Origin of the sequence: Bacillus sp. B.PNR1, from assembly GCF_030386235.1 — a bacterium.
GTDB lineage: Bacteria > Bacillota > Bacilli > Bacillales > Bacillaceae > Bacillus > Bacillus stercoris.
Genome location: NZ_JANYMN010000002.1, coordinates 358,962 through 379,927 on the forward strand (window position 1 = coordinate 358,962; position 20,966 = coordinate 379,927).

At 46.1% G+C, this 20,966-nt stretch carries 21 protein-coding genes and 3 other annotated features; of the genes, 15 read left to right on the forward strand and 6 right to left on the reverse strand.

Annotated elements, in window-relative coordinates; translation table 11 throughout:
- Nucleotides 1-6: 6 nt before the first annotated feature.
- Together bacG and hemQ are read right to left on the reverse strand one after the other, a co-directional pair.
- On the reverse strand, nt 7-786 hold the full coding sequence (gene bacG, locus NZD81_RS13170; RefSeq protein ID WP_014665795.1) for an NADPH-dependent reductase BacG: 780 nt from the start codon (nt 784-786) through the stop codon (nt 7-9).
- A 132-nt stretch (nt 787-918) separates the two neighbouring features.
- Complete coding sequence (gene hemQ, locus NZD81_RS13175) at nt 919-1,683, reverse strand: hydrogen peroxide-dependent heme synthase (protein WP_003227507.1); 765 nt, start codon at nt 1,681-1,683, stop codon at nt 919-921.
- Between the two features lie 269 nt (nt 1,684-1,952).
- Between hemQ and pta the strand changes: the two genes are divergently transcribed.
- The 4 genes from pta to NZD81_RS13195 all read left to right on the forward strand — a co-directional run bounded on the left by pta (nt 1,953) and on the right by NZD81_RS13195 (nt 5,921).
- Entirely contained in the window at nt 1,953-2,924 is a 972-nt protein-coding gene (gene pta, locus NZD81_RS13180) for a phosphate acetyltransferase (RefSeq protein WP_014665793.1), read from the forward strand.
- A gap of 145 nt (nt 2,925-3,069) precedes the next feature.
- Nucleotides 3,070-3,969, forward strand: a complete 900-nt coding sequence (gene cysL, locus NZD81_RS13185; protein ID WP_289860752.1) for a cysJI operon transcriptional regulator CysL — start codon at nt 3,070-3,072, stop codon at nt 3,967-3,969.
- Nucleotides 3,970-4,016: 47 nt separating this feature from the next.
- Nucleotides 4,017-4,862, forward strand: a complete 846-nt coding sequence (gene ywfL / locus NZD81_RS13190; protein WP_014665791.1) for an octanoyl-[GcvH]:protein N-octanoyltransferase — start codon at nt 4,017-4,019, stop codon at nt 4,860-4,862.
- A gap of 168 nt (nt 4,863-5,030) precedes the next feature.
- Nucleotides 5,031-5,921 carry a carboxylate/amino acid/amine transporter gene (locus NZD81_RS13195; protein WP_136653893.1) on the forward strand — a complete coding sequence of 297 codons (891 nt, stop codon included), beginning with the start codon at nt 5,031-5,033 and terminating at the stop codon, nt 5,919-5,921.
- 143 nt (nt 5,922-6,064) lie between these two features.
- On the opposite strand, the gene rsfA is transcribed toward NZD81_RS13195, so the two are convergent.
- Nucleotides 6,065-6,844: a prespore-specific transcription regulator RsfA gene (gene rsfA, locus NZD81_RS13200; protein ID WP_014665787.1), complete on the reverse strand. Its 780-nt coding sequence runs from the start codon at nt 6,842-6,844 to the stop codon at nt 6,065-6,067.
- 213 nt (nt 6,845-7,057) lie between these two features.
- Here rsfA and NZD81_RS13205 point away from each other — a divergent pair, with 213 nt between their 5' ends.
- The 7 genes from NZD81_RS13205 to NZD81_RS13240 all read left to right on the forward strand — a co-directional run bounded on the left by NZD81_RS13205 (nt 7,058) and on the right by NZD81_RS13240 (nt 14,566).
- The gene (locus NZD81_RS13205) at nt 7,058-7,282 is read left to right on the forward strand and encodes a YuzB family protein (protein WP_003222050.1); all 225 of its coding nucleotides are present in this window, start codon (nt 7,058-7,060) and stop codon (nt 7,280-7,282) included.
- A 161-nt stretch (nt 7,283-7,443) separates the two neighbouring features.
- On the forward strand, nt 7,444-8,745 hold the full coding sequence (locus NZD81_RS13210) for an HD domain-containing protein (RefSeq protein ID WP_014665786.1): 1,302 nt from the start codon (nt 7,444-7,446) through the stop codon (nt 8,743-8,745).
- A gap of 35 nt (nt 8,746-8,780) precedes the next feature.
- A complete protein-coding gene (locus tag NZD81_RS13215) occupies nt 8,781-9,281 on the forward strand; it encodes a YwgA family protein (protein ID WP_040081509.1) in 501 nt (166 codons plus the stop codon).
- A gap of 112 nt (nt 9,282-9,393) precedes the next feature.
- The gene (locus tag NZD81_RS13220; protein WP_040081510.1) at nt 9,394-9,864 is read left to right on the forward strand and encodes an Rrf2 family transcriptional regulator; all 471 of its coding nucleotides are present in this window, start codon (nt 9,394-9,396) and stop codon (nt 9,862-9,864) included.
- On the forward strand, nt 9,861-11,261 hold the full coding sequence (locus NZD81_RS13225; RefSeq protein ID WP_014665783.1) for an MFS transporter: 1,401 nt from the start codon (nt 9,861-9,863) through the stop codon (nt 11,259-11,261). The genes NZD81_RS13220 and NZD81_RS13225 overlap by 4 nt, the downstream gene beginning before the upstream one ends.
- Before the next feature lie 54 nt (nt 11,262-11,315).
- Nucleotides 11,316-11,549 (forward strand) — a binding site (T-box leader).
- A 33-nt stretch (nt 11,550-11,582) separates the two neighbouring features.
- Nucleotides 11,583-11,804 (forward strand) — a binding site (T-box leader).
- Between the two features lie 31 nt (nt 11,805-11,835).
- Nucleotides 11,836-12,057, forward strand: a binding site (T-box leader).
- Nucleotides 12,058-12,110: 53 nt separating this feature from the next.
- A complete protein-coding gene (gene thrS / locus NZD81_RS13235; protein WP_282373771.1) occupies nt 12,111-14,027 on the forward strand; it encodes a threonine--tRNA ligase in 1,917 nt (638 codons plus the stop codon).
- 119 nt (nt 14,028-14,146) lie between these two features.
- Nucleotides 14,147-14,566: a MarR family transcriptional regulator gene (locus NZD81_RS13240; RefSeq protein ID WP_003242889.1), complete on the forward strand. Its 420-nt coding sequence runs from the start codon at nt 14,147-14,149 to the stop codon at nt 14,564-14,566.
- 42 nt (nt 14,567-14,608) lie between these two features.
- On the opposite strand, the gene NZD81_RS13245 is transcribed toward NZD81_RS13240, so the two are convergent.
- Nucleotides 14,609-14,797: a 2-hydroxymuconate tautomerase gene (locus NZD81_RS13245; RefSeq protein WP_040081512.1), complete on the reverse strand. Its 189-nt coding sequence runs from the start codon at nt 14,795-14,797 to the stop codon at nt 14,609-14,611.
- A 108-nt stretch (nt 14,798-14,905) separates the two neighbouring features.
- Between NZD81_RS13245 and NZD81_RS13250 the strand changes: the two genes are divergently transcribed.
- Nucleotides 14,906-15,565 (forward strand): site-2 protease family protein, encoded by a 660-nt coding sequence (locus NZD81_RS13250; RefSeq protein ID WP_014665778.1) that lies wholly within the window; start codon nt 14,906-14,908, stop codon nt 15,563-15,565.
- A gap of 13 nt (nt 15,566-15,578) precedes the next feature.
- On the forward strand, nt 15,579-16,097 hold the full coding sequence (locus NZD81_RS13255; protein ID WP_015714898.1) for a YwhD family protein: 519 nt from the start codon (nt 15,579-15,581) through the stop codon (nt 16,095-16,097).
- Nucleotides 16,098-16,403: 306 nt separating this feature from the next.
- On the opposite strand, the gene NZD81_RS13260 is transcribed toward NZD81_RS13255, so the two are convergent.
- Entirely contained in the window at nt 16,404-18,479 is a 2,076-nt protein-coding gene (locus NZD81_RS13260; RefSeq protein ID WP_136653889.1) for a transglycosylase domain-containing protein, read from the reverse strand.
- A gap of 201 nt (nt 18,480-18,680) precedes the next feature.
- Here NZD81_RS13260 and speE point away from each other — a divergent pair, with 201 nt between their 5' ends.
- Together speE and speB are read left to right on the forward strand one after the other, a co-directional pair.
- Nucleotides 18,681-19,511 carry a spermidine synthase gene (gene speE, locus NZD81_RS13265; RefSeq protein WP_289860761.1) on the forward strand — a complete coding sequence of 277 codons (831 nt, stop codon included), beginning with the start codon at nt 18,681-18,683 and terminating at the stop codon, nt 19,509-19,511.
- Between the two features lie 60 nt (nt 19,512-19,571).
- On the forward strand, nt 19,572-20,444 hold the full coding sequence (speB, locus tag NZD81_RS13270; RefSeq protein WP_003227545.1) for an agmatinase: 873 nt from the start codon (nt 19,572-19,574) through the stop codon (nt 20,442-20,444).
- On the opposite strand, the gene NZD81_RS13275 is transcribed toward speB, so the two are convergent.
- Nucleotides 20,379-20,948 (reverse strand): YbaK/EbsC family protein, encoded by a 570-nt coding sequence (locus NZD81_RS13275; RefSeq protein ID WP_252153564.1) that lies wholly within the window; start codon nt 20,946-20,948, stop codon nt 20,379-20,381. The two genes, speB and NZD81_RS13275, sit on opposite strands and share 66 nt — an antisense overlap.
- Nucleotides 20,949-20,966 lie beyond the last annotated feature (18 nt).

The window sequence follows — 20,966 nt, forward strand, 5'->3', positions numbered from 1 at the left end:
TGTTTTTTATATGCTTTTCATGCTGCCGCCATCAGCGGAAATTTGCTGTCCTGTGATGTAGGAGGCTTCCTCAGAGGCAAGAAACGCGGCGAGCGCTGCGGTTTCTTCGGCTGATCCGACCCGTTTCATCGGAATCCCGGAAGCGATCTGTTCCACTGCTTCCTGTTTGGATATGCTGTTTTTTTTCATCACATTTTCCACAAATTGATGATAACGGTCCGTAGCGATAAAACCAGGGTTCAGGCAGTTGACTGTAATGTTGTGAGGAGCAAGCTGGATGGAAATGTTTTTACTGGCGTTAATTAAAGCGGCATTCATCATACTGTTTGTGAACATGTTGGCCCCGGGTTCTTTCCACAGATTTCCGACGATGTTGATGATTCTGCCAAACTCATTTTGTTTCATCAGTGAGGAAGCACGCTTGATAGCGTCAATATAGGCAACGGTCTTTTGTGTGAAAGTGGCTGTCATATCCTCTATATTGCAGTTATCAAATGTGTCAGGCGCGCCGCCCGGTATATTATTAATCAGAACATCAAGCCGTCCGCATTGAGAATCGATTTCCTGAAAAATGCCCGCTCTCGTATGCTGGTCAGACATATCCCCCGCAAGGACAATGACGCTCGCCTCAGGATGCTTGCCCAAAATATCTTCTTTGACAGATTCAATATTATCCAAATTTCGTGAATTAATGACGAGGGAAAAATGCTGGTCTGCTAATTTCAGAGCGATTGCTTTCCCGATCCCTTGACTGGCTCCCATAACAAATGCGGTTCGTTTTGACAAATCACTGCACCCCTTTGAAAAAATTGGATTATTACCTACATCGTAAGAAAAAACGGGGAAAATAGCAAATTTTATTTAAATTCTGATAAAGATGGGTTGAAAAACTCCCGCCGAATAGGGCGGGAGGGGATATTATACATATAGGAATTGAGGAAGTGTATCAAGCGAAAGGTGATTGCCGACAAAGAATGAACCGAATTCGCCATAACGGGCGCTGACTTCGTCAAAACGCATTTCATACACAAGCTTCTTGAATTGAAGGACATCATCGCTGAATAATGTAACGCCCCACTCGTAGTCGTCAAAACCGACAGAGCCAGTGATGATCTGTTTGACTTTCCCCGCATAGCTGCGGCCGATTAAGCCATGGCTTCTCATCAAGTTTCTGCGTTCTTCCATAGAAAGCATGTACCAGTTGTCATTGCCGGATCTTCTTTTATCCATTGGATAGAAGCATACATATTTAGACTCCGGCAGTTCAGGGTAAAGGCGCGCGCGCACATGCGGATTTTCGTAAGGATCACCGTCACCGCTTGCCAAGTAGTTGCTAAGCTCTACCACTGATACGTAGGAGTATGCCGGAATGGTGAACTCAGCAAGTCTTGATTTGTTGAATTCAAGCTCGATTTGATTTAATTCTTCCATTGTAGGACGAAGGATCATCAGCATAAAATCAGCTTTTTGGCCGACGATGCTGTAAAGGGTTTGCGATCCTTTTCCTTCTTTTTGAGCTACGCCCCATTTTTCAAGCAACCCGGTGAATTCGTGTATGATAGATTGGCGCTCATCACTGGACAGCAGCTTCCAGGATGTCCAGTCCATTGTGCGGAAATCATGAAGCGCATACCAGCCGTCAAGCGTTTTTGCCGCTTCATTCGTCATTTGCTGTTCACTCATTTATCTTCACTCCTATTATCTTTTCATGATTGCCTTCACTATACCATAGTTTATCCGATTCTACTGTGGAGAAACCTTGAACATCCCTTCCGTATAACTCCATCAAAATAGAAGAACCTATAAGGGAAGAGTGAGTCACTTAAATTAGTTAGAAAAATAAGATTTTTTTATGAAAGCGCTATAATGAAAGTTGGCTGTTTGAATTTGATTGGAAGAAGAGTATGCTAGTAAAAGAAAGCGTTTTTGTAACTTTTTGAGGAGGTTTTATTGTGGCAGATTTATTTTCAACAGTGCAAGAAAAGGTAGCTGGAAAAGACGTTAAAATTGTATTTCCTGAAGGCTTAGACGAGCGTATTTTAGAAGCGGTCAGCAAGCTTGCAGGAAACAAAGTGCTGAATCCGATTGTGATCGGCAATGAAAATGAGATCCAAGCAAAAGCAAAAGAATTGAATCTTACGCTGGACGGCGTTAAGATTTATGATCCTCATACATATGAAGGCATGGAAGACCTTGTACAAGCATTCGTAGAACGCCGCAAAGGCAAAGCGACAGAAGAACAGGCTCGTAAAGCATTATTAGACGAGAACTACTTCGGTACAATGCTGGTATATAAAGGCCTTGCAGACGGACTCGTAAGCGGAGCGGCTCACTCAACTGCTGACACTGTCCGCCCGGCTCTTCAAATCATCAAAACAAAAGAAGGCGTGAAAAAGACATCCGGCGTGTTCATCATGGCTCGCGGAGAAGAGCAATACGTATTCGCAGATTGCGCGATCAACATTGCACCTGACAGCCAAGATCTTGCCGAGATTGCGATCGAAAGTGCCAACACGGCAAAAATGTTCGACATCGAGCCTCGCGTGGCAATGCTCAGCTTCTCTACAAAAGGCTCAGCAAAATCTGATGAAACAGAAAAAGTAGCGGATGCTGTGAAAATCGCAAAAGAAAAAGCGCCTGAACTGACACTTGACGGCGAATTCCAATTTGATGCTGCATTTGTTCCATCTGTAGCTGAGAAAAAAGCGCCGGATTCCGAGATCAAAGGGGACGCTAACGTATTCGTATTCCCAAGCCTTGAAGCAGGAAACATCGGCTATAAAATCGCTCAGCGATTGGGCAACTTTGAAGCGGTAGGACCAATCCTGCAAGGCTTAAATATGCCTGTGAACGACCTTTCAAGAGGATGTAACGCTGAAGATGTTTACAATCTCGCATTAATTACAGCGGTGCAAGCACTGTAATAAAAATGAAGACGATGGCAGCTCTCGACTGAGGGCTGCCTTTTTTGCGCTTCCGTATAGCCTTCTTTACCAAGACGGATGATATGAGTACAATAAAGAAAACTAATCATAACCATATATTTCATTAATGACAGGGGTGGGGTTTTTGTATTACGACGTGCTGAAAACGTTTATAGCGGTGGTAGAAGAAAAAAACTTCACAAAAGCGGCGGAAAAGCTGATGATCTCCCAGCCCAGCGTCAGTCTGCATATCAAAAATCTTGAGAAAGAATTTCAAACGGCTCTTCTGAACAGGTCGCCAAAACACTTTACGACAACGCCGACAGGAGACATTTTATATCAAAGAGCAAAGCAAATGGTGTTTCTCTACGAACAAGCCAAGGCTGAAATCTATGCGCATCATCACTATGTGAAGGGTGAATTTAAAATCGCTGCAAGCTTTACAATCGGAGAGTATATTCTTCCGCCGCTATTGGCCCAGCTGCAAAAGCTGTATCCAGAGCTGAATCTCGATGTCATGATTGGCAATACAGAGGAGGTCAGCGAGCGTGTGCGGATGCTTCAGGCTGATATCGGGCTGATCGAAGGACATACAAACGAGAATGAGCTGGAAATTGAGCCGTTCATGGAGGACGAAATGTGCATTGCCGCTCCAAATCAGCACCCGCTGGCCGGACGAAGAGATATTTCAATCAGCGACTTGCAAAACGAAGCGTGGGTGACAAGAGAGAAAGGCTCCGGGACGAGAGAATTTCTCGATCATGTGCTCAGTTCAAATGGACTTCGGCCGAAATCAATGTTCACCATCAGCAGCAACCAAGGTGTAAAGGAAGCGGTGATCAGCGGCATGGGACTCTCGGTTCTATCCAGAAGCGTGCTCCATAAGGATTTGATTCACCGCGACATTTCAATTCTGCATATTAAAGATTTCTCGTTAAAGCGCAAACTGTCTTACATCCATTCTCCTCTCATGGAGAATACCAAAAACAAAGAAATTTTTATTACGATGCTGAAAAGCAATTATCAATCGCAGCGACTGAAATGATATAATAGTTTTTGTTCATAAGCCTAACATGAAAGGGTTTTACATAGATGGCAAACCAACCGATTGATTTACTGATGCAGCCGAAATGGAGAGTCATTGACCAATCCAGTCTCGGCCCTTTATTTGATGCGAAGCAATCCTTCGCAATGGATGATACGCTGTGCATGTCTGTCGGAAAAGGCGTGTCGCCGGCGACAGCGCGTTCATGGGTTCATCACAATACAATTGTCCTTGGAATACAGGATACACGTCTTCCGTTTTTGCAGGATGGCATTTCCTTGCTGGAGAGTGAAGGATACCGTGTGATCGTACGCAATTCCGGCGGTCTTGCTGTCGTATTGGATGAAGGTGTTTTAAATATCTCTCTCATATTCGAGGACGAAAAGAAAGGCATCGATATAGACAAAGGATATGAAGCGATGGTTGAGCTGATGAGACGAATGCTGAAACCGTACAACGCAAAGATCGAAGCCTATGAAATTGAAGGGTCTTATTGTCCCGGCAGCTATGATCTCAGCATAAATGGCAAAAAGTTCGCCGGCATCTCCCAGAGACGCGTTCGCGGCGGAGTCGCTGTTCAAATTTATCTCTGCGCGGATAAAAGCGGCAGTGAAAGGGCCGACTTGATCAGACGATTCTACCTAGCGGCGCTGAAGGATAAAGAAAATGATAAAAAAGGCGTCTATCCGGAAATACGTCCGGAAACGATGGCGTCCTTAAGTGAGCTTCTGCAAACAGACATCTCCGTACAAGACTTAATGTTCGCTTTACTGACAGAACTAAAAGCGTTAAGCACCCATCTATACGCAGCGGGCCTGTCCATTGACGAGGAAATGGAATTTGAGAAAAACCTCGTCCGGATGGCTGAACGGAATGCAAAGGTATTTGGGTGAACATTCTTCGCATGCCGGCTGTATATGCCGGCATGCATTTTTTATCTCAAGCGGCATTTTACCCCCAAAGATCTTATTTTCAGATAAATCCTTCTTACATACAGATAACCGTGACAAATAGAAAAACGATAAAATGACATCAGCATCCATATTAAAGGGGAGAGGCAGATGAAAGGGAATATTTACAGCCTTTTTGTATTGATTGCGGCTTTTTTCTGGGGAACCACGGGAACCGTTCAGGCGTTGGCTCCAGAAAGCGCCACACCGCTGGCATTTGGAGCGTTCAGGTTATTAATAGGAGGAAGCGCCATGCTGCTTGCGGTTTGGATCAGCCGGGAGCTTCACGTGAAAAATTGGTCATGGCCGCTCGTATTTTTAGCCGCTGTATGTATGGCGTGTTACCAGCCGCTGTTTTTCACAGCTGTTAAAGAAACGGGAATTGCGGTGGGAACTGTGATTGCCATCGGCAGTGCGCCTATCATTGCTGGGAGCCTTGAATGGTCCGTATTGAAGAAACGCCCGCGAAACTCCTGGTGGATTGCGACCGTGCTGGCTTTAGCGGGTTGCTGGCTTCTGTTTTCCGACAGTTCCAATGTTCGGATTGATGTGGGTGGTGTTCTTATGGCGCTTGGAGCAGGTGCTTCTTTTGCGGGCTATACGCTCATCAGTAAAGCGATGATGAAAACCCAGCCTCCGCGAGCGACTTCCGCCGTTGTCTTTATGATCAGCGCCATCTTGCTGACGCCGCTACTATGGCAGTCAGATATCTCGTGGATATTGACCCCTAGAGGACTGGGAACGAGCCTTTACATCGGGTTAATTGCAACATGTGCCGCATATTTTTTGTTTGCGAAAGGGCTTACCGGGGTTCCGGCCTCGGCGGCGGTCACGCTGTCTTTAGCCGAACCTCTGACTGCTTCATTGCTTGGCGTGTTTTTCATAGGAGAAATGCTTTCGCCTTCCTCGTGGATTGGCATTGCACTTATGATGCTGGGGCTTTTGGTCATTTCTGCTGCGCCTCGAAAACATAAAACGGCCGAGGCAGCTCACATGTCTTAATAGATTCACATAAGCTTGGCCTCATTTTACAAGAATAGCTGATCCGGCTGCAAAATGAGGAAATCCTCTTTTCTCAATAGAAAAGGGGATTTTGTACATGGCGAAAATCCCAAAACCGCTGCCCGTTTTGGGATTTCACTTTGTTATTCCGCTAACTTTTCTAAATTGCCGTTCCTGTCCATTTTGAAGGACGGAGAGGCATGTTCATCTTCTTCAAATAAAACTAGCTTTCTGGCTCTGTTCATAATTTTCACCAAGGTTTCATAATCTTCTTGGATCGTTTTTTGGTCTTTTTCAAGCTTTTGAACTTCTGCCTCAAGCTGCTCCGTCTTGCTTTGCAATTCCTGATTTTCTTTCTTTAAACGTTCATTTTCCATTTTTAATGCTGATGATTGCTCGTTATTGCCTTCGTAATTCTGCAGGAAGCGGATCACATCATTCATCGTCATCTCAGGCGCAGCTGCAGGCGTTTGAGGAGACAATAAGTGTGATAGACTAGCTAACTCTTCCTTAAAGCTTTCATCAACAAAAGGCATATGTTCGCCAGACATTAAAGGCTGCTGCTCATTTTCGGCAGATGGTGCATCCGTTTTGACTGGTTCCTCTGCAGCGGTTTCTTGAATGATTTCAGGATCAACGGCAGGAGGCTGGTATAATAATCTTTTTTTCGCAGGCTGCCCGTTTCCGAGCGCTCTCATCCGCTGTTTTCGCTGTTTCTTCGCAAGCTGAAGCGCTTTTTCATATTGATGGCGGACCACCGCGTTCCATCTGAATCCGCAGGCTGCGGATGTCCGGTTTAATTTATCGCCGACTTCTTCAAAGGCATTCAATTGAGTGCTTCCCTCTCTCACATGCCGAAGCACTGTTTCGGCTAAAAGCAGATCGTTTTCCTCTGACCAAGCGTCTTGTCGTTGTTTTGTCATTTATCTCAACTCCCATTTTTCTTTTCATGGTATTAGAATGTCCAGGTTGGAAAATATTTATACAAATTGGCTGAAAGAATAGGAGATACGAAGGATGGAGCGGCTTGCAGGAACAGTCGAATCCTTGTAAAATGAAGAGTGATGTGATTTTTTTGAAACGTGATTTTAGGTTATTCACATAGATGAACATAGAAATGAAGGGAAGCGTACGTCATGGCTAATGAATTTCGAGTGTGTGATGATTGCCAAGCCACTAATATCAAAACATTGCTGCCGCGTTTGAAAGAAGTGGACCCGGACGCAAAGGTTGAGGTAGGATGCCAATCTTATTGCGGGCCCGGACGGAAAAAATCATTTGCTTTTGTGAACAATCGCCCGCTGTCAGCTCCGACAGAGGATGAGCTGATTGACAAAGTAAAAAAGAAAATAAAAAAGTAAAAACATATTTTTTCTTAGCCTCGGCCCTCAGGTCAGGCTTTTTTGCTTCACAAGATGTGTTTTTCATGAAGATGGAACAAATCGCCGGGCAAATTCAAGGATGTTTTCAAAGAATAGAGTCGATATAATAGAAACACGGCTAAAAAAAAGAGGGAATGACGATGGCGTATCCAAATGGAAAATTATCAGAAGAAAAAGTGTTTAAAGATCCGGTGCACCGCTATGTTCATGTTCGGGACAAGCTGATATGGGATTTGATCGGAACCCGTGAATTTCAGCGTCTCCGCAGAATTAAGCAGCTCGGCACGACCTATTTGACGTTCCATGGGGCTGAGCACAGCCGGTTCAACCATTCTCTCGGTGTCTATGAAATTGTCAGGAGAATGGTTGATGACGTCTTTAAAGGCCGCCCTGAATGGGATGACAGTGAGCGCGAACTCTGTTTGGCCGCGGCGCTGCTTCATGATCTCGGGCACGGGCCGTTCTCGCATTCATTTGAAAAGGTCTTTCACCTTGACCACGAAGATTTTACAAGAGGTATCATTTTGGGAGACACGGAGGTTAACCAGGTGCTCAGAAAGGTGAGCCCGGATTTCCCCCAGGATGTTGCTGAAGTCATTGCCAAAACATATAAAAACAAGCAAGTGGTCAGCCTCATTTCGAGTCAAATTGACGCAGACCGGATGGATTACCTGCAGCGTGACGCCTATTATACGGGCGTCAGCTACGGCCATTTTGATATGGAGCGGATTCTTCGGGTGATGCGGCCGCGCGAGGATCAGATCGTCATTAAAGAAAGCGGAATGCACGCTGTCGAAGACTATATCATGAGCCGTTACCAAATGTACTGGCAGGTCTACTTCCATCCTGTGACCAGAAGTGCAGAGGTCATTTTAACGAAGATTCTTCACAGGGCGAAGCAGCTGCATGATGAAGGCTATGTCTTCACTCACGCTCCGGTTCATTTTTATTCTATTTTTGAAGGGAAATTGACACTGGAGGATTATGTAAAGCTGGATGAATCTATTATTTTGTATTACTTCCAGGCCTGGGAGGATGAAGAAGACGCGATTTTATCCGACTTGTGCCGCAGATTCATTAACCGCCAGCTGTTCCAATACGTTGAATTCAATCCGAATGAAGAAATGTCGGCTTATTTTGAGCTGACGTCATTGTTCAAAGAGGCGGGGATCGATCCGAGCTATTATTTGGTCGTTGATTCTTCTTCAGATCTGCCATACGATTTTTACCGGCCGGGAGAGGAAGAGGAGCGTCTGCCGATCCATCTCTTGACGCAAAACGGCCAAATTAAAGAGCTGTCCAGGCAGTCGGCTATTGTGGAATCCATCTCCGGTAAACGGCGGACCGACCACAAGCTGTACTATCCAAAGGACTTGATTTGTGACGGCTCTAAACATCCGGAAGCGAAAATGAAAATCCGGCAGCTGCTGGGACTGACATAGAAATTGGAAAGAAGGAAAAAGGAGATGTCGGGAATTTGTTGAAAGAACATGCAAAACTGATGAAGGTGTTCTCGGATTCTGGAGAAATCATCGGGCGAAAGAAGCTGCAGAAAATGATTTATATCGCCAAGAAAATGCAGTTTCCTTTCTATGAGAAATATGATTTTCACTTTTACGGACCATATTCAGAGGAACTGACGCTCCAGATTGAAGAGCTGTGCAACCTTGGATTTCTGCATGAGGTGAAGGAAAAAAAGGGCGGCTACTTTCAATACCGGTATTCGCTGACTGAGACAGGCTCCGCATTTTTAGACCATGCTGATCTGAACATGCCGGATATGAAAGGCTATATCGACAGTGTAAACAGCCGTTCATCACGGTTTTTAGAGCTGGTTTCCACGATCCTTTACTTTGACGGGCTTGAGGATGAGGAAAAGAAAGAAAAAGTCTTTACAATCAAAAGCAAGCAAAAATATACAAATGAAGAATATGACGAAGCGCTTCAATACATAGAGGAACTGAAGCAGATTTGTTAAGGATACCAAGCAAAAGAAATGAACTGTTTCTTTTGCTTTTTTTTATTGACAAAAGCCGCTAAGGGATCTATTGTGGATAATAGTTATCCATAATGAATCGGGAGTGTGTATGATGAAAATGAAATCCGGGATGGAGCAGGCGGTTTCTGTGTTGCTTTTACTGTCACGGCTGCCTGTACAGGCTTCTTTGACGTCAGAGGCAATAAGCCAGCGATTGCGCGTGTCTCCGTCTTATTTGAAGAAGCTGATGAGAACATTGGTTCAAGCAGGTTTGGCAGAATCCTTGCCAGGGACGAAGGGCGGTTTTACCCTAACGAAGCCTTTGGCGGACATTACGCTTTATGATATTTATCAAGCGGTCGAAGGCAGAGGTTCGATGTATCAGGGAAAAGGTCTGCTGCAATCTGTATTCGAAGGTGAAAACTGTGTGCTGGAGACAGTCATGGGGGAAATCGAGGATAAATGGGCCAATCTCATGAAAGAAGAGTCCCTGCAGCATGTCATGGACAGAGTCGGGGAATTGTATGATCTTGAAAAAATAGATGATTGGATAAACGAGCAAATGAAAGGGCAATTGCAATGAAAAACAGCGGATCTTTACACAAAACAGATTCATCAACAGGAATATCTGTACTGATCGTGCTCGCTCTTGGTTTTCTCATGGCTACTCTTGATGTAACCGTTGTGAATGTGGCGATGGCGGATATGAAAAACACTCTTTCAATGTCACTTTCAGGTGTAACGTGGGTTGTGGACGGGTACATTCTTACTTTTGCGTCGCTTCTGCTGGCGGGCGGAGCCTTGGCCGACCGTTTCGGATCGAAGACGATCTATATCCTGGGTTTAGCTGTTTTTGTTCTCGCCTCTTGTCTATGCGCTGCATCCTTTAATGGGCAGATGCTGATTGCCGGACGTCTTATACAGGGAATTGGCGCAGCCTTGTTCATGCCAAGCTCACTCAGCCTTTTGGCTGCCTCTTACCCTGATGAACGGGCGCGGGCGAGAATGTTTGGACTGTGGGCCGCGCTTGTTTCCGCCGCTTCAGCCCTTGGGCCTTTTATTGGGGGTGTGCTGGTACAGTTGGCAGGCTGGCAGAGTATTTTTCTGATCAATGTGCCGTTGGGGGCTGCCGCGCTCATTTCAGCTTACCGAATTCTCAGCCGCGTCCCGGGAAAAACCGGCCGCGTGAACATCACCGGGCATCTGCTTGGCATGATGGCTCTCGGCTTTCTTTCCTATGCATTGATACAGGGGCCATCAGCGGGCTGGCGCTCGCCCGTGATTCTTCTAGCATGTACTGCAGCGATTTTGGCATTTGTGCTGTTTTTGCTGCGGGAAGTTTCTGCGAAAACACCTATCCTGCCGGCGTCCTTATATAAAAACGGCCGTTTCTCAGCGGCCCAATTTATCGGGTTTTTGCTGAATTTTGCTCTTTTTGGCGGCATGTTTATGCTGAGTCTTTTTTTGCAGGAAGCAGGAGGCGCAAACTCCTTCATGGCCGGTGTTGAGCTGCTGCCGATGATGGCGGTCTTTGTGATCGGCAATCTGCTGTTCGCCCGTCTGGCGAATCGATTTGAAGCCGGGCAGCTTATGTTTGTCTCAATGGCGGTCAGCTGTATCATTGCATTGCTGTTGTTTGTGCTGATTTCTCCGGATTTTCCTTATTGGCAGCTGGCGGTTTTGATGTCTGTCATGAACCTCTGTACCGGTATTACAGTTCCTGCCATGACAACTGTGATCATGCAGGCTGCCGGGCAAAGGCATGCGAACATTGCCGGTGCGGCGTTAAATGCAAACCGGCAAATCGGAGCTTTGGTCGGCGTAGCGATAACCGGGGTGATCATTCATCTGTCCGCCACTTGGTACGCCGGTGCCGGGTTTACATTTTTGATGATGGGGGCGGCATACAGCCTCGCTGCATTGCTTGTATGGCTGTTTCTGGCTGCCCATAACGGGACTGCCGCGTCAGAAAAAATGTAAATCACTGATTGCGCTTTGTGGGAATATATAGTAAGATATAAAAAATTATTGAAACAACAGGCACTGATAAGGACATGAGATGCTTTTTACGGTTTCCAGAGAGGGAAGGACAGCTGAAATCTTCCTAACGCAGAGAAAGCAGCTTACCGCCTTTGAGCCGTATCGGGGAAAACAAGTATCTGATACCGTCATGCTGCGTTACAGCATCTTCAAGCCGATCACCATGTGTAATTGAATTGATCGGGAATTTGGGTGGAACCACGGATGATCATCACATTCGTCCCTTTTAGAGGGATGGGTGTGTTTTTTTATATGAATTAAATACATGCAATGAAAAGGACATGAATGATAGTTACGGTTTTCAGAGAGGGAAGGAAAGGTGAGAGCTTCCCAGCTTAGGAGTATCATTTACCGCCTTGGAGCAGCATTGGGGAACTGAAGTATCCAATGCCGTCTATGCTGCGTTACAGCACCGAGCCGACAACATCGCGTTTGTCGGGAACTTGGGTGGAACCACGGGTTAATCACACACTCGTCCCTATCTGCGGGACGGGTGTGTTTTTTTATGAATTGAATATATGCGATGAAAAGGACATGAATGATTTTTACGGTTTTCAGAGAGGGAAGAAAAGGTGAGAGCTTCCCAGCTTAGGAATATCATTTACCGCCTTGGAGCAGCATTGGGGAACTAAAGTATCCAATGCCGTCTATGCTGCGTTACAGCACCGAGCCGACAACATCACGTTTGTCGGGAACTTGGGTGGAACCACGGGTTAATCACACACTCGTCCCTATCTGCGGGACGGGTGTGTTTTTTTATATACAACAATGAATAAGGAGTGTTTTAAAATGAGTAAACATGTACACATTCAGCTTCCGGACGGACAGATCAAGGAATATCCGAAAGGCATCACAATCAAGGAAGCAGCTGGTTCGATCAGTTCCAGTCTGCAAAAGAAGGCGGCTGCAGGTCAGGTCAACGGCAAGCTTGTTGATCTCAGTTTCAAGCTGGAGGAGGATGCTGAGCTTTCGATTGTCACACTCGATTCACAAGAAGGCTTGCAAGTGCTTCGCCACACATCAGCGCACGTGCTGGCTCAAGCAGTAAAACGGCTGTACGGCGAAGTGTCATTGGGGGTAGGGCCTGTGATTGAAGACGGCTTCTACTATGACATGAAGCTGGAGAAAAGCTTGGGATCAGGTGACTTAGAGGCTATCGAAAAAGAAATGAAACACATTATAAATGAGAACCTTGAAATCAAACGTATAGAGGTTTCTTACGAAAAAGCTGAAGAGCTGTTTGCACAAAAAGACGAGCGGCTTAAGCTTGAGATTTTAAAGGATATTCCGCGCGGGGAGGATATCACGCTGTACCAGCAAGGAGAATTCATTGACCTGTGCCGCGGGCCGCATCTTCCTTCTACAGGAATAATCAAGGCGTTCAAGCTGACAAGAGTATCAGGCGCTTATTGGCGGGGAGACAGCAAAAATGAAGTCCTGCAGCGGGTGTACGGGGTTGCGTTTCAAAAGAAAAAAGATTTGGATGCACACCTGCATATGCTGGAAGAAGCGGCAAAACGAGACCATCGCAAGTTGGGCAAACAGTTAGGGCTGTTTATGTTTTCTGAAGAAGCGCCGGGGATGCCGTTTTATTTGCCGAAAGGGCAGATTGTCCGAAATGAGCTGGAACGCTTCTCGCGTGAACTGCAAACAAATGCCGGCTACGATGAGGTGCGTACGCCGTTTATGATGAATCAGCGGTTATGGGAGCAGTCAGGCCATTGGGATCATTATCGCGACAATATGTACTTCTCAGAAGTGGATGATACAAGGTTCGCAATGAAGCCGATGAATTGCCCGGGCCACATGCTCATCTTTAAAAACAGCATGTATTCTTACCGGGATCTGCCGATTCGCATGGCGGAATTCGGACAGGTGCATCGCCATGAATACAGCGGGGCTTTAAACGGAATGCTTCGCGTTCGGACGTTCTGTCAGGATGACGCCCATATTTTCGTTCGGGAGGATCAGATTGAGAGTGAGATCAAAGAAGCGATTCGGCTGATTGATGAGGTATATCGGACATTTGGTTTCGAGTATTCAGTTGAGCTTTCGACTCGTCCGGAGGATTCATTAGGCGATGACAGCCTTTGGGAAGCGTCGGAGCGTGCCTTAGCACGCGTCCTTGAGGAGCTTGGCCTCTCTTATGAGATCAATGAAGGCGATGGGGCGTTTTACGGGCCGAAAATTGATTTCCACATAAAAGATGCCCTAAAACGGAGCCACCAATGTGCGACAATTCAGCTTGATTTTCAAATGCCGGAAAAATTTGATTTAACATATATCAACGAACACAATGAAAAGGTTCGTCCCGTTGTCATCCACAGAGCGGTTTTCGGCTCGATCGACCGTTTTTTCGGTATTTTGATCGAGCATTACGGCGGGGCTTTTCCAGTCTGGCTCGCACCGATCCAGGTTCAAATCATACCGGTTTCGCACGTACACTTGGATTATTGCAGAAAGGTGCAGGCGGAGCTGAAGCAGGCGGGGATAAGAGCCTGCATTGATGAGCGCAATGAGAAGCTCGGCTATAAAATCAGAGAATCGCAGATGCAGAAAATCCCGTACGTGCTGGTGCTTGGAGATCAAGAGGAGCAGGAGAATGCGGTTAACGTCCGCCAATTCGGACATCAGCAGAATGAACACGTTTCTTTTCAGACATTCAAAGATAAGCTTGTGAAACAGGTGGAAAATCGAGGCATGTAGGATAAAAGCTGTGAATTCACATTTTGCTTTTTTGACTTTCCCTATTCGGAATCAGTAAAATAATAAGTAAATCATATCGTTCGTATGTTATGAATGCATCTCGAAATGGGGAAATTGACATGGACCATGACAAACTGGAAGCAAATTTGCTGGATCACGCACTTACAAAATATTTGAAAAGCACGAAGCAATTAGATGAAGCCACCGTTCCGAAACACGTGAATAATGTAAGAGGATTTATTCTGCGGATCATATACAGACATGGGAGCTGCACCATAAAGGATATTTTGAAGGAGGTCACACTGTCTCCCTCTGCCACGACCACAGCTCTGAATCATTTAGAGCAGGAAGGGTTTATTGAGAGATCCAGAAATAATAATGACCGCCGCACTGTATGGATTACGCTTTCTGAATCGGGCCGGGGAGCGGCTGAACAAATGATTGAAAACCGCCAGCAGCTGATTGACGGGATGTTTGAACGTTTAACAGCCGAAGAGAAGAAGACGTTCTTGGCGATTATTGCGAAGCTGGCTCAATAGAGATAGAAAAAGCCGGTGCGCGAAGCGCCGGCTTTATAGAGATTATTCCATATCGCTCAGGCGTTTGCCTGCAACGGCATAATGGTCTTTTTTCATTTCTTCTATAAAGACAACAATTTTTTCTTCAGAAGCGCCGGTTGTTTCCTTTACGGCTTCTGTTACTTTCTCAACAAGATTGCGTTTTTGCTCGTCTGTACGGCCTTCGAGCATTTTGACAGTTACGTATGGCATGTGTGCTGAATCCTCCTTTATCTCGTTTCCTCTCTTTAGAAAAAGAGGCTTCTTATAGTATACTGAATAAAGTAAATTCTTGCATTTTGAGAAAGAGGGATATCTCACTTGGACCGTTTTTTATACTATCCGTTATCTTTAATGCCATACCTCGTCATCACGCTAATTGTGTCGTTTACAATGCATGAGCTTGCCCATGCTTATGTCGCATACAAATTTGGTGACGATACGGCGAAAAAACAAGGAAGACTGACGCTGAATCCTATCAAGCACCTTGATCCGTTCGGTACCATTTTGATTTTGGTGGCCGGCTTTGGATGGGCGCGTCCCATTCCTGTTAATCGCCGCTTCTTTAAGAAACCCCGGCTTGCCGGTGTGCTCGTATCTATAGCCGGGCCTGTCAGTAACCTGATTCTTGCCTTTATCGGTTTCTTTTTGTTAGTGTTGATGCATGCGTACGGAATGGAAATGCTTGCGGCATTCAGCACGGGATTGGATCAGTTTTTTTCTATTTGGATACAGCTGAATCTTGTCTTGTTTTTATTTAATCTGCTGCCGCTTCCTCCGCTCGATGGCTATCGAATTATAGAAGATCTCGTTCCGCCGGGCGTGCGTGCCAAAATGACGCAAGCGGAGAACTACGGCTTTATCGTGTTTTTGGTTCTGTTTGTGACACCGCTCGGATCTTATGTGCTGTGGCCGCTGCTTAATGCAGGAAGAGATTCGATTTTAAAGCTGTTTTCAGCGATATTTCAACCGCTTTTGTAGGAGGTAGAACTTCATGGAAGAAAAAAAGAAAAAATCAATCGGGTTTAATATTATCAAAAGTGATCCGACAGACGGACACGGCGGTTTTGGCGTAGGGGCACTCAGCCTTGATAACATTTCTCCCGTGTTCGTCGATGTAGAGGAAAAAGAAGCGTTCGTAGACATCGGCGCCATGCATGCCCGCAGCACCGTTGAAAAAGGAATTAAATTTCTCCCGAATAAAGAAGAAGTTCCAAACGGCAAACCATACTGGCTTGTGTGGGTGACGATTGACAGAAGAGAAGAGGGCCCTTATTACGCAGGGGTAACAGCCTGTGAAATGACGGTCGACAGAAGCATCAGAAGAGGCTACAAGTCACTGCCTGAGCATGTGAATCTGATGGATAAATCCATGAAACGGAAAATCATCGTTGATAAAATGGACGACAGCTCGAAGCGTGTACTAGGCGAATTTCTGAAAAAGCATGATCAGGGCCTATGGGACCGTTCCTCAGATGAGTTAAAAACGAGCCTGCTTCCGGAAGACAATTAATTTGTGAATTTTCTGTGAACTTTTAGAATATTTGAGATATTTTTCGTGAACATTGAGTAAACTGGTGATACAGAAATAGGACATGGAAAATCCCGAGCCGAAACAAGACTCGGGGTTTTTCATTTTTAGGGGGATATGATGTACGAAACCATTCGAGTCGGCGACTGGTTGATGAAGCGGCGTCGAAGAAATGAGAAATTCACCACTTTATCCCAAAACTGATTGTTCAGCTCGATTGCCTAACATTTTACCATCGATTATGAAGGAACATACGAATAACCCGGCCTCCGAGAAGCCGGGTTATTTTCAATGATTTCGCCCCAGCCATTTGTCCCACCATTTTTTCTCGGAAGCGGGCTTTTCTTTGGCTGGAAGCCGGTCTTTTGTTTGTTTTGCGGGTTCTGCCCCGTAGCACACGTTTGATGGTTCTGTGCCTTTCACAAAATATGTGTAATGCTTTGCGGCGCAGCCGGGACCTGATGAGTAGCCTGTCTTTGGATCAATGTATACGCCGGTTACGCCTTTTGGCGGCTTGAACGCGGTTTCCGGATCGCCCTTGAGCGCGTTCTCCATGAAGTCCGCCCAAATGGTTTTAGCATAGCTTTTTTCTTCGACCGAGTCGATGGTGCTGTTTTTGTCATAACCAGTCCAAACACCCGCGGCCAACTTCGGATTGAAGCCGATCATCCAGCTGTCTGCGCTGGTGGTTCCTGATTTTCCGGCATACGTTCTTGTCAGGCGGTTGGCTATCGTTCGTCCGGTTACCGATGTATATCCGTTTAAATCGGTATCAAACATGCCTGTCATCATACTCGCCGTGACAAAAGCGGCTTTTTCATCAAGAACTTGTTTATGCTGACTCGGGTTTTCGTACAGCACATGGCCCGCCGCGTCCGTAACTCGCGAAATAAAAGTCGGTTCGATTTTCTTTCCGCCGTTTGCGAGCATGGCATAGGCGTTGACCATCTCAATCGGGCGCACAGGTTCAGTGCCGAGTGCCAGGGACGGCAGTGCTTGAAGATGGGCGGTAATGCCGAATTCCTTTGCGGCCTTTACGAGTTTGTTCGTGCCGAGAAAAAGATGCGTTTTTACAGCGTAAATGTTGTCGGAAAGCGCCAGCGCCTGCAGAAGCGTAATCGGCTTGTTGGCGTAGTATCCGTTATAGTTGCTTGGAGAATAGGTTTCTCCCTTTGCATCAATTTGAAACTCGGTTTCTTCGCTTTTCATCAAAGTGACTGGCGTAAATCCGCTTTGAATCGCTTTATAATACAGCAATGGCTTGATCGTCGAAGCAGGCTGGCGCTTCGCCTGTGTCGTCCGGTCAAACGGGCTTTTTTGATAATCCCTGCCGCCGACAAGGGCGAGAACGTTTCCGGTGCGGGGATCAATGGCTGAAAACCCGACTTGAATGTCAGAGCCCGCGTTAACCGTTTTGGTAATGGTCTCCTCGGCGATGCGCTGCATCCGTTTATCCACCGTTGTATAGACGTTTAACCCGCTCGTTTCAATTTGCTCCCGCGTCATGCCAAGCTTTTTCTCCAGCTCTCTCATCGCATTGTCATAGAAATAAGGGGCCTTTCTCTTGGAAACTTGTTTATTCAAAGGCTGATAGGAAAGAGGTTCCTTGATCAGTTCATCCGCTTTCTTTTGGCTGATCATCTGCTGCTTTTCCATCATCTGCACAATCGTTTTCTGGCGTTCCTTGGCTTTCGTCTCATTGACATACGGTGAATAGCCGGAAGGGCCTTTCGGGATTCCTGCCAAAAGCGCTGCCTCCGCATCCGTCAGGTTTTTGGCATGCTTGCCGAAATACAGGCGGGAAGCGGCTTCAATGCCGTAGGCGCCGTGGCCGTAGTAAATCGTATTTAAATAGCCTTCTAATATCTCGTCCTTAGAATAGTTTTGTTCCAGACGGATCGTGTAGAATGCCTCATTCCATTTCCGTTTCCACGTTTTGTCGTGTTCAAGGTATAAGTTTCTCGCATATTGCTGGGTGATGGTGCTTGCACCCTGAACCTTGGCAAATGCTTTCAGATCAGCAAGCGCCGCGCCTGCCATGCGTTTATAATCAAAGCCGTGATGATCGTAGAAATTCTGGTCTTCAATCGCCACTGTCGCTTTTACGATCGTCGGATTCATGTCCTTTAAGGGGACCCAATAGCGCTTTTCGCCGTAGTTCGTTTCCCCGAGCTTTGATCCGTCACTCGCATACAAAATCGTGGATTGCGGCACCTGCACCGAGGGAGCGCCCTGGTATTTGGCTATCAAAATGACAGTCATAAACACGGCCGCTGCCGCAAAGGCCGCAAAAGCCCCTAAAAAGATAAAGGCGCGAACGGTTTTCAGCGTCAGTCTCAGCCGTTTATTTGTCATTGCATCCACAACGGGTTCCCCCTTTTTTTATGTTTCTACTATTATGAGGAAAAAAGATCGTTTTTAAACATTGCTGAACAGGACGCATCTTTACTTTTTTCCCGCCATCCTCTATACTTTTTCCTTAGGTGAAAATGAGATTTCAACCGAGAATAAAAGCTGATTAGACGCTTACAATAAATGAATACAGCCTGGAAAGGGAGATGACAATTGAGCGAACTTTGGTACACAGAGAAGCAGACGAAAAACTTTGGCATTACGATGAAGGTTAACAAAACGTTACATACAGAACAAACAGAGTTTCAGCATTTAGAAATGGTGGAAACAGAAGAGTTTGGCAACATGCTGTTTTTGGACGGCATGGTGATGACATCTGAAAAAGACGAATTCGTTTATCACGAAATGGTGGCGCATGTGCCATTATTTACGCACCCAAATCCGGAGCATGTTCTGGTAGTCGGCGGCGGTGACGGCGGCGTTATCAGAGAAATCCTGAAGCATCCAAGCGTGAAAAAAGCGACACTTGTAGATATTGACGGCAAGGTGATCGAATACTCTAAAAAGTTCCTTCCTTCTATCGCAGGCAAACTGGATGATCCGCGCGTTGACGTGCAGGTAGATGATGGATTTATGCACATTGCGAGATCTGAAAATCAATACGACGTCATAATGGTAGATTCAACTGAACCAGTCGGACCGGCTGTAAACCTGTTTACAAAAGGATTCTACGCAGGAATTGCGAAAGCGCTGAAAGAAGACGGCATTTTTGTCGCACAGACGGACAACCCATGGTTTACACCGGAATTAATCACAAATGTACAGCGCGACGTGAAGGAAATCTTCCCGATTACGAAGCTGTATACGGCGAACATTCCGACATATCCAAGCGGTCTGTGGACATTTACAATCGGCTCGAAAAAATATGATCCGCTTGCAGTGGAAGACAGCCGTTTCTTCGATATTGAGACAAAATATTACACAAAAGATATTCATAAAGCGGCGTTTGTACTGCCGAAATTTGTGAGTGACCTGATTAAATAATGATGGTATGGCGCAGGAGCGAATCTTGCGCTTTTTTACAGGAAAGCGAGGGTATTATAGATGAGATTTGATGAAGCTTATTCAGGAAAAGTATTTATCGCGAGCCGTCCCGAGTGGGAAGAGGCGGACGCCATTCTTTACGGCATGCCAATGGACTGGACAGTCAGCTATCGCCCGGGCTCACGCTTTGGCCCAAGCAGAATCCGTGAGGTATCAATCGGCCTTGAAGAATACAGCCCATATTTAGATCGTGATCTGGCTGATTTGAACTTTTTTGACGCCGGCGACATTCCGCTGCCGTTCGGTAATCCGCAGCGAAGCTTGGATATGATTGAAGAGTACGTGGACAGCATTTTAGAAAAAGGGAAGTTCCCAATGGGCATGGGCGGGGAGCACCTCGTGTCATGGCCTGTCATTAAAGCGATGTACAAGAAATACCCAGATCTTGCGATTATCCATTTTGATGCACATACAGATCTTCGCGTTGATTATGAGGGAGAGCCGCTTTCTCACTCTACGCCGATCCGCAAAGCGGCAGAATTGATCGGACCGCACAATGTGTATTCATTCGGAATCCGTTCCGGCATGAAGGAAGAGTTTGAATGGGCGAAGGAAAACGGCATGCACATCTCAAAATTTGAAGTGCTTGAACCGCTGAAAGAAGTGCTTCCGAAGCTCGCGGGCCGTCCGGTTTATGTCACAATCGACATTGACGTATTAGACCCTGCCCACGCACCAGGAACAGGAACGGTTGACGCCGGCGGCATCACGTCTAAAGAACTGCTTGCATCCGTCCATGAAATCGCGCGTTCAGAGGTAAATGTAAAGGGCGCTGACTTAGTGGAAGTCGCACCGGTTTATGACCACTCAGAGCAAACGGCAAACACAGCCAGCAAAATCATCCGTGAGATGCTGCTTGGGTTTGTGAAATAGGTAAACATCCAGACGATGTCTGGATGTTTTTTTATTCCAGCCTTTACAAACATCAATCCATGCTTTTGAGAAAGAAAATTCGGATAATTCTTCCGTTGTTAATTCAATAGCGGAGTTTCTGCTGCCGCAAGCCGGGAAAACAGTCTCAAACCGTTTCAGCGATACATCTAGATAAACCTCAAGATCATAAGCCAACCCAAACGGGCAAACACCTCCAATTTCATGGCCTGTCTGCTCCAGCACCTCATCAGGAGAGAGCATTCTTGCTTTAAAGCCAAATGTTTGCCTGAACGTTTTGTTGTCGATCTTGGCATCTCCGGTTGCCACAATCAGAATCGCCTGATCTCCTTCCCCTCTGAAGGACAGGGTTTTGGCGATTCTAGCCGGGCTCACGCCGATCGTCTCAGCTGCTTGTTCAACTGTCGCGTTCGATGTTTCGAACTCCATCACATCATTTTCTCGATTCCACTGTGTAAAGTGGGTTTTCACACTTTCCAGAGACATACTGTATTTCCACCCTCT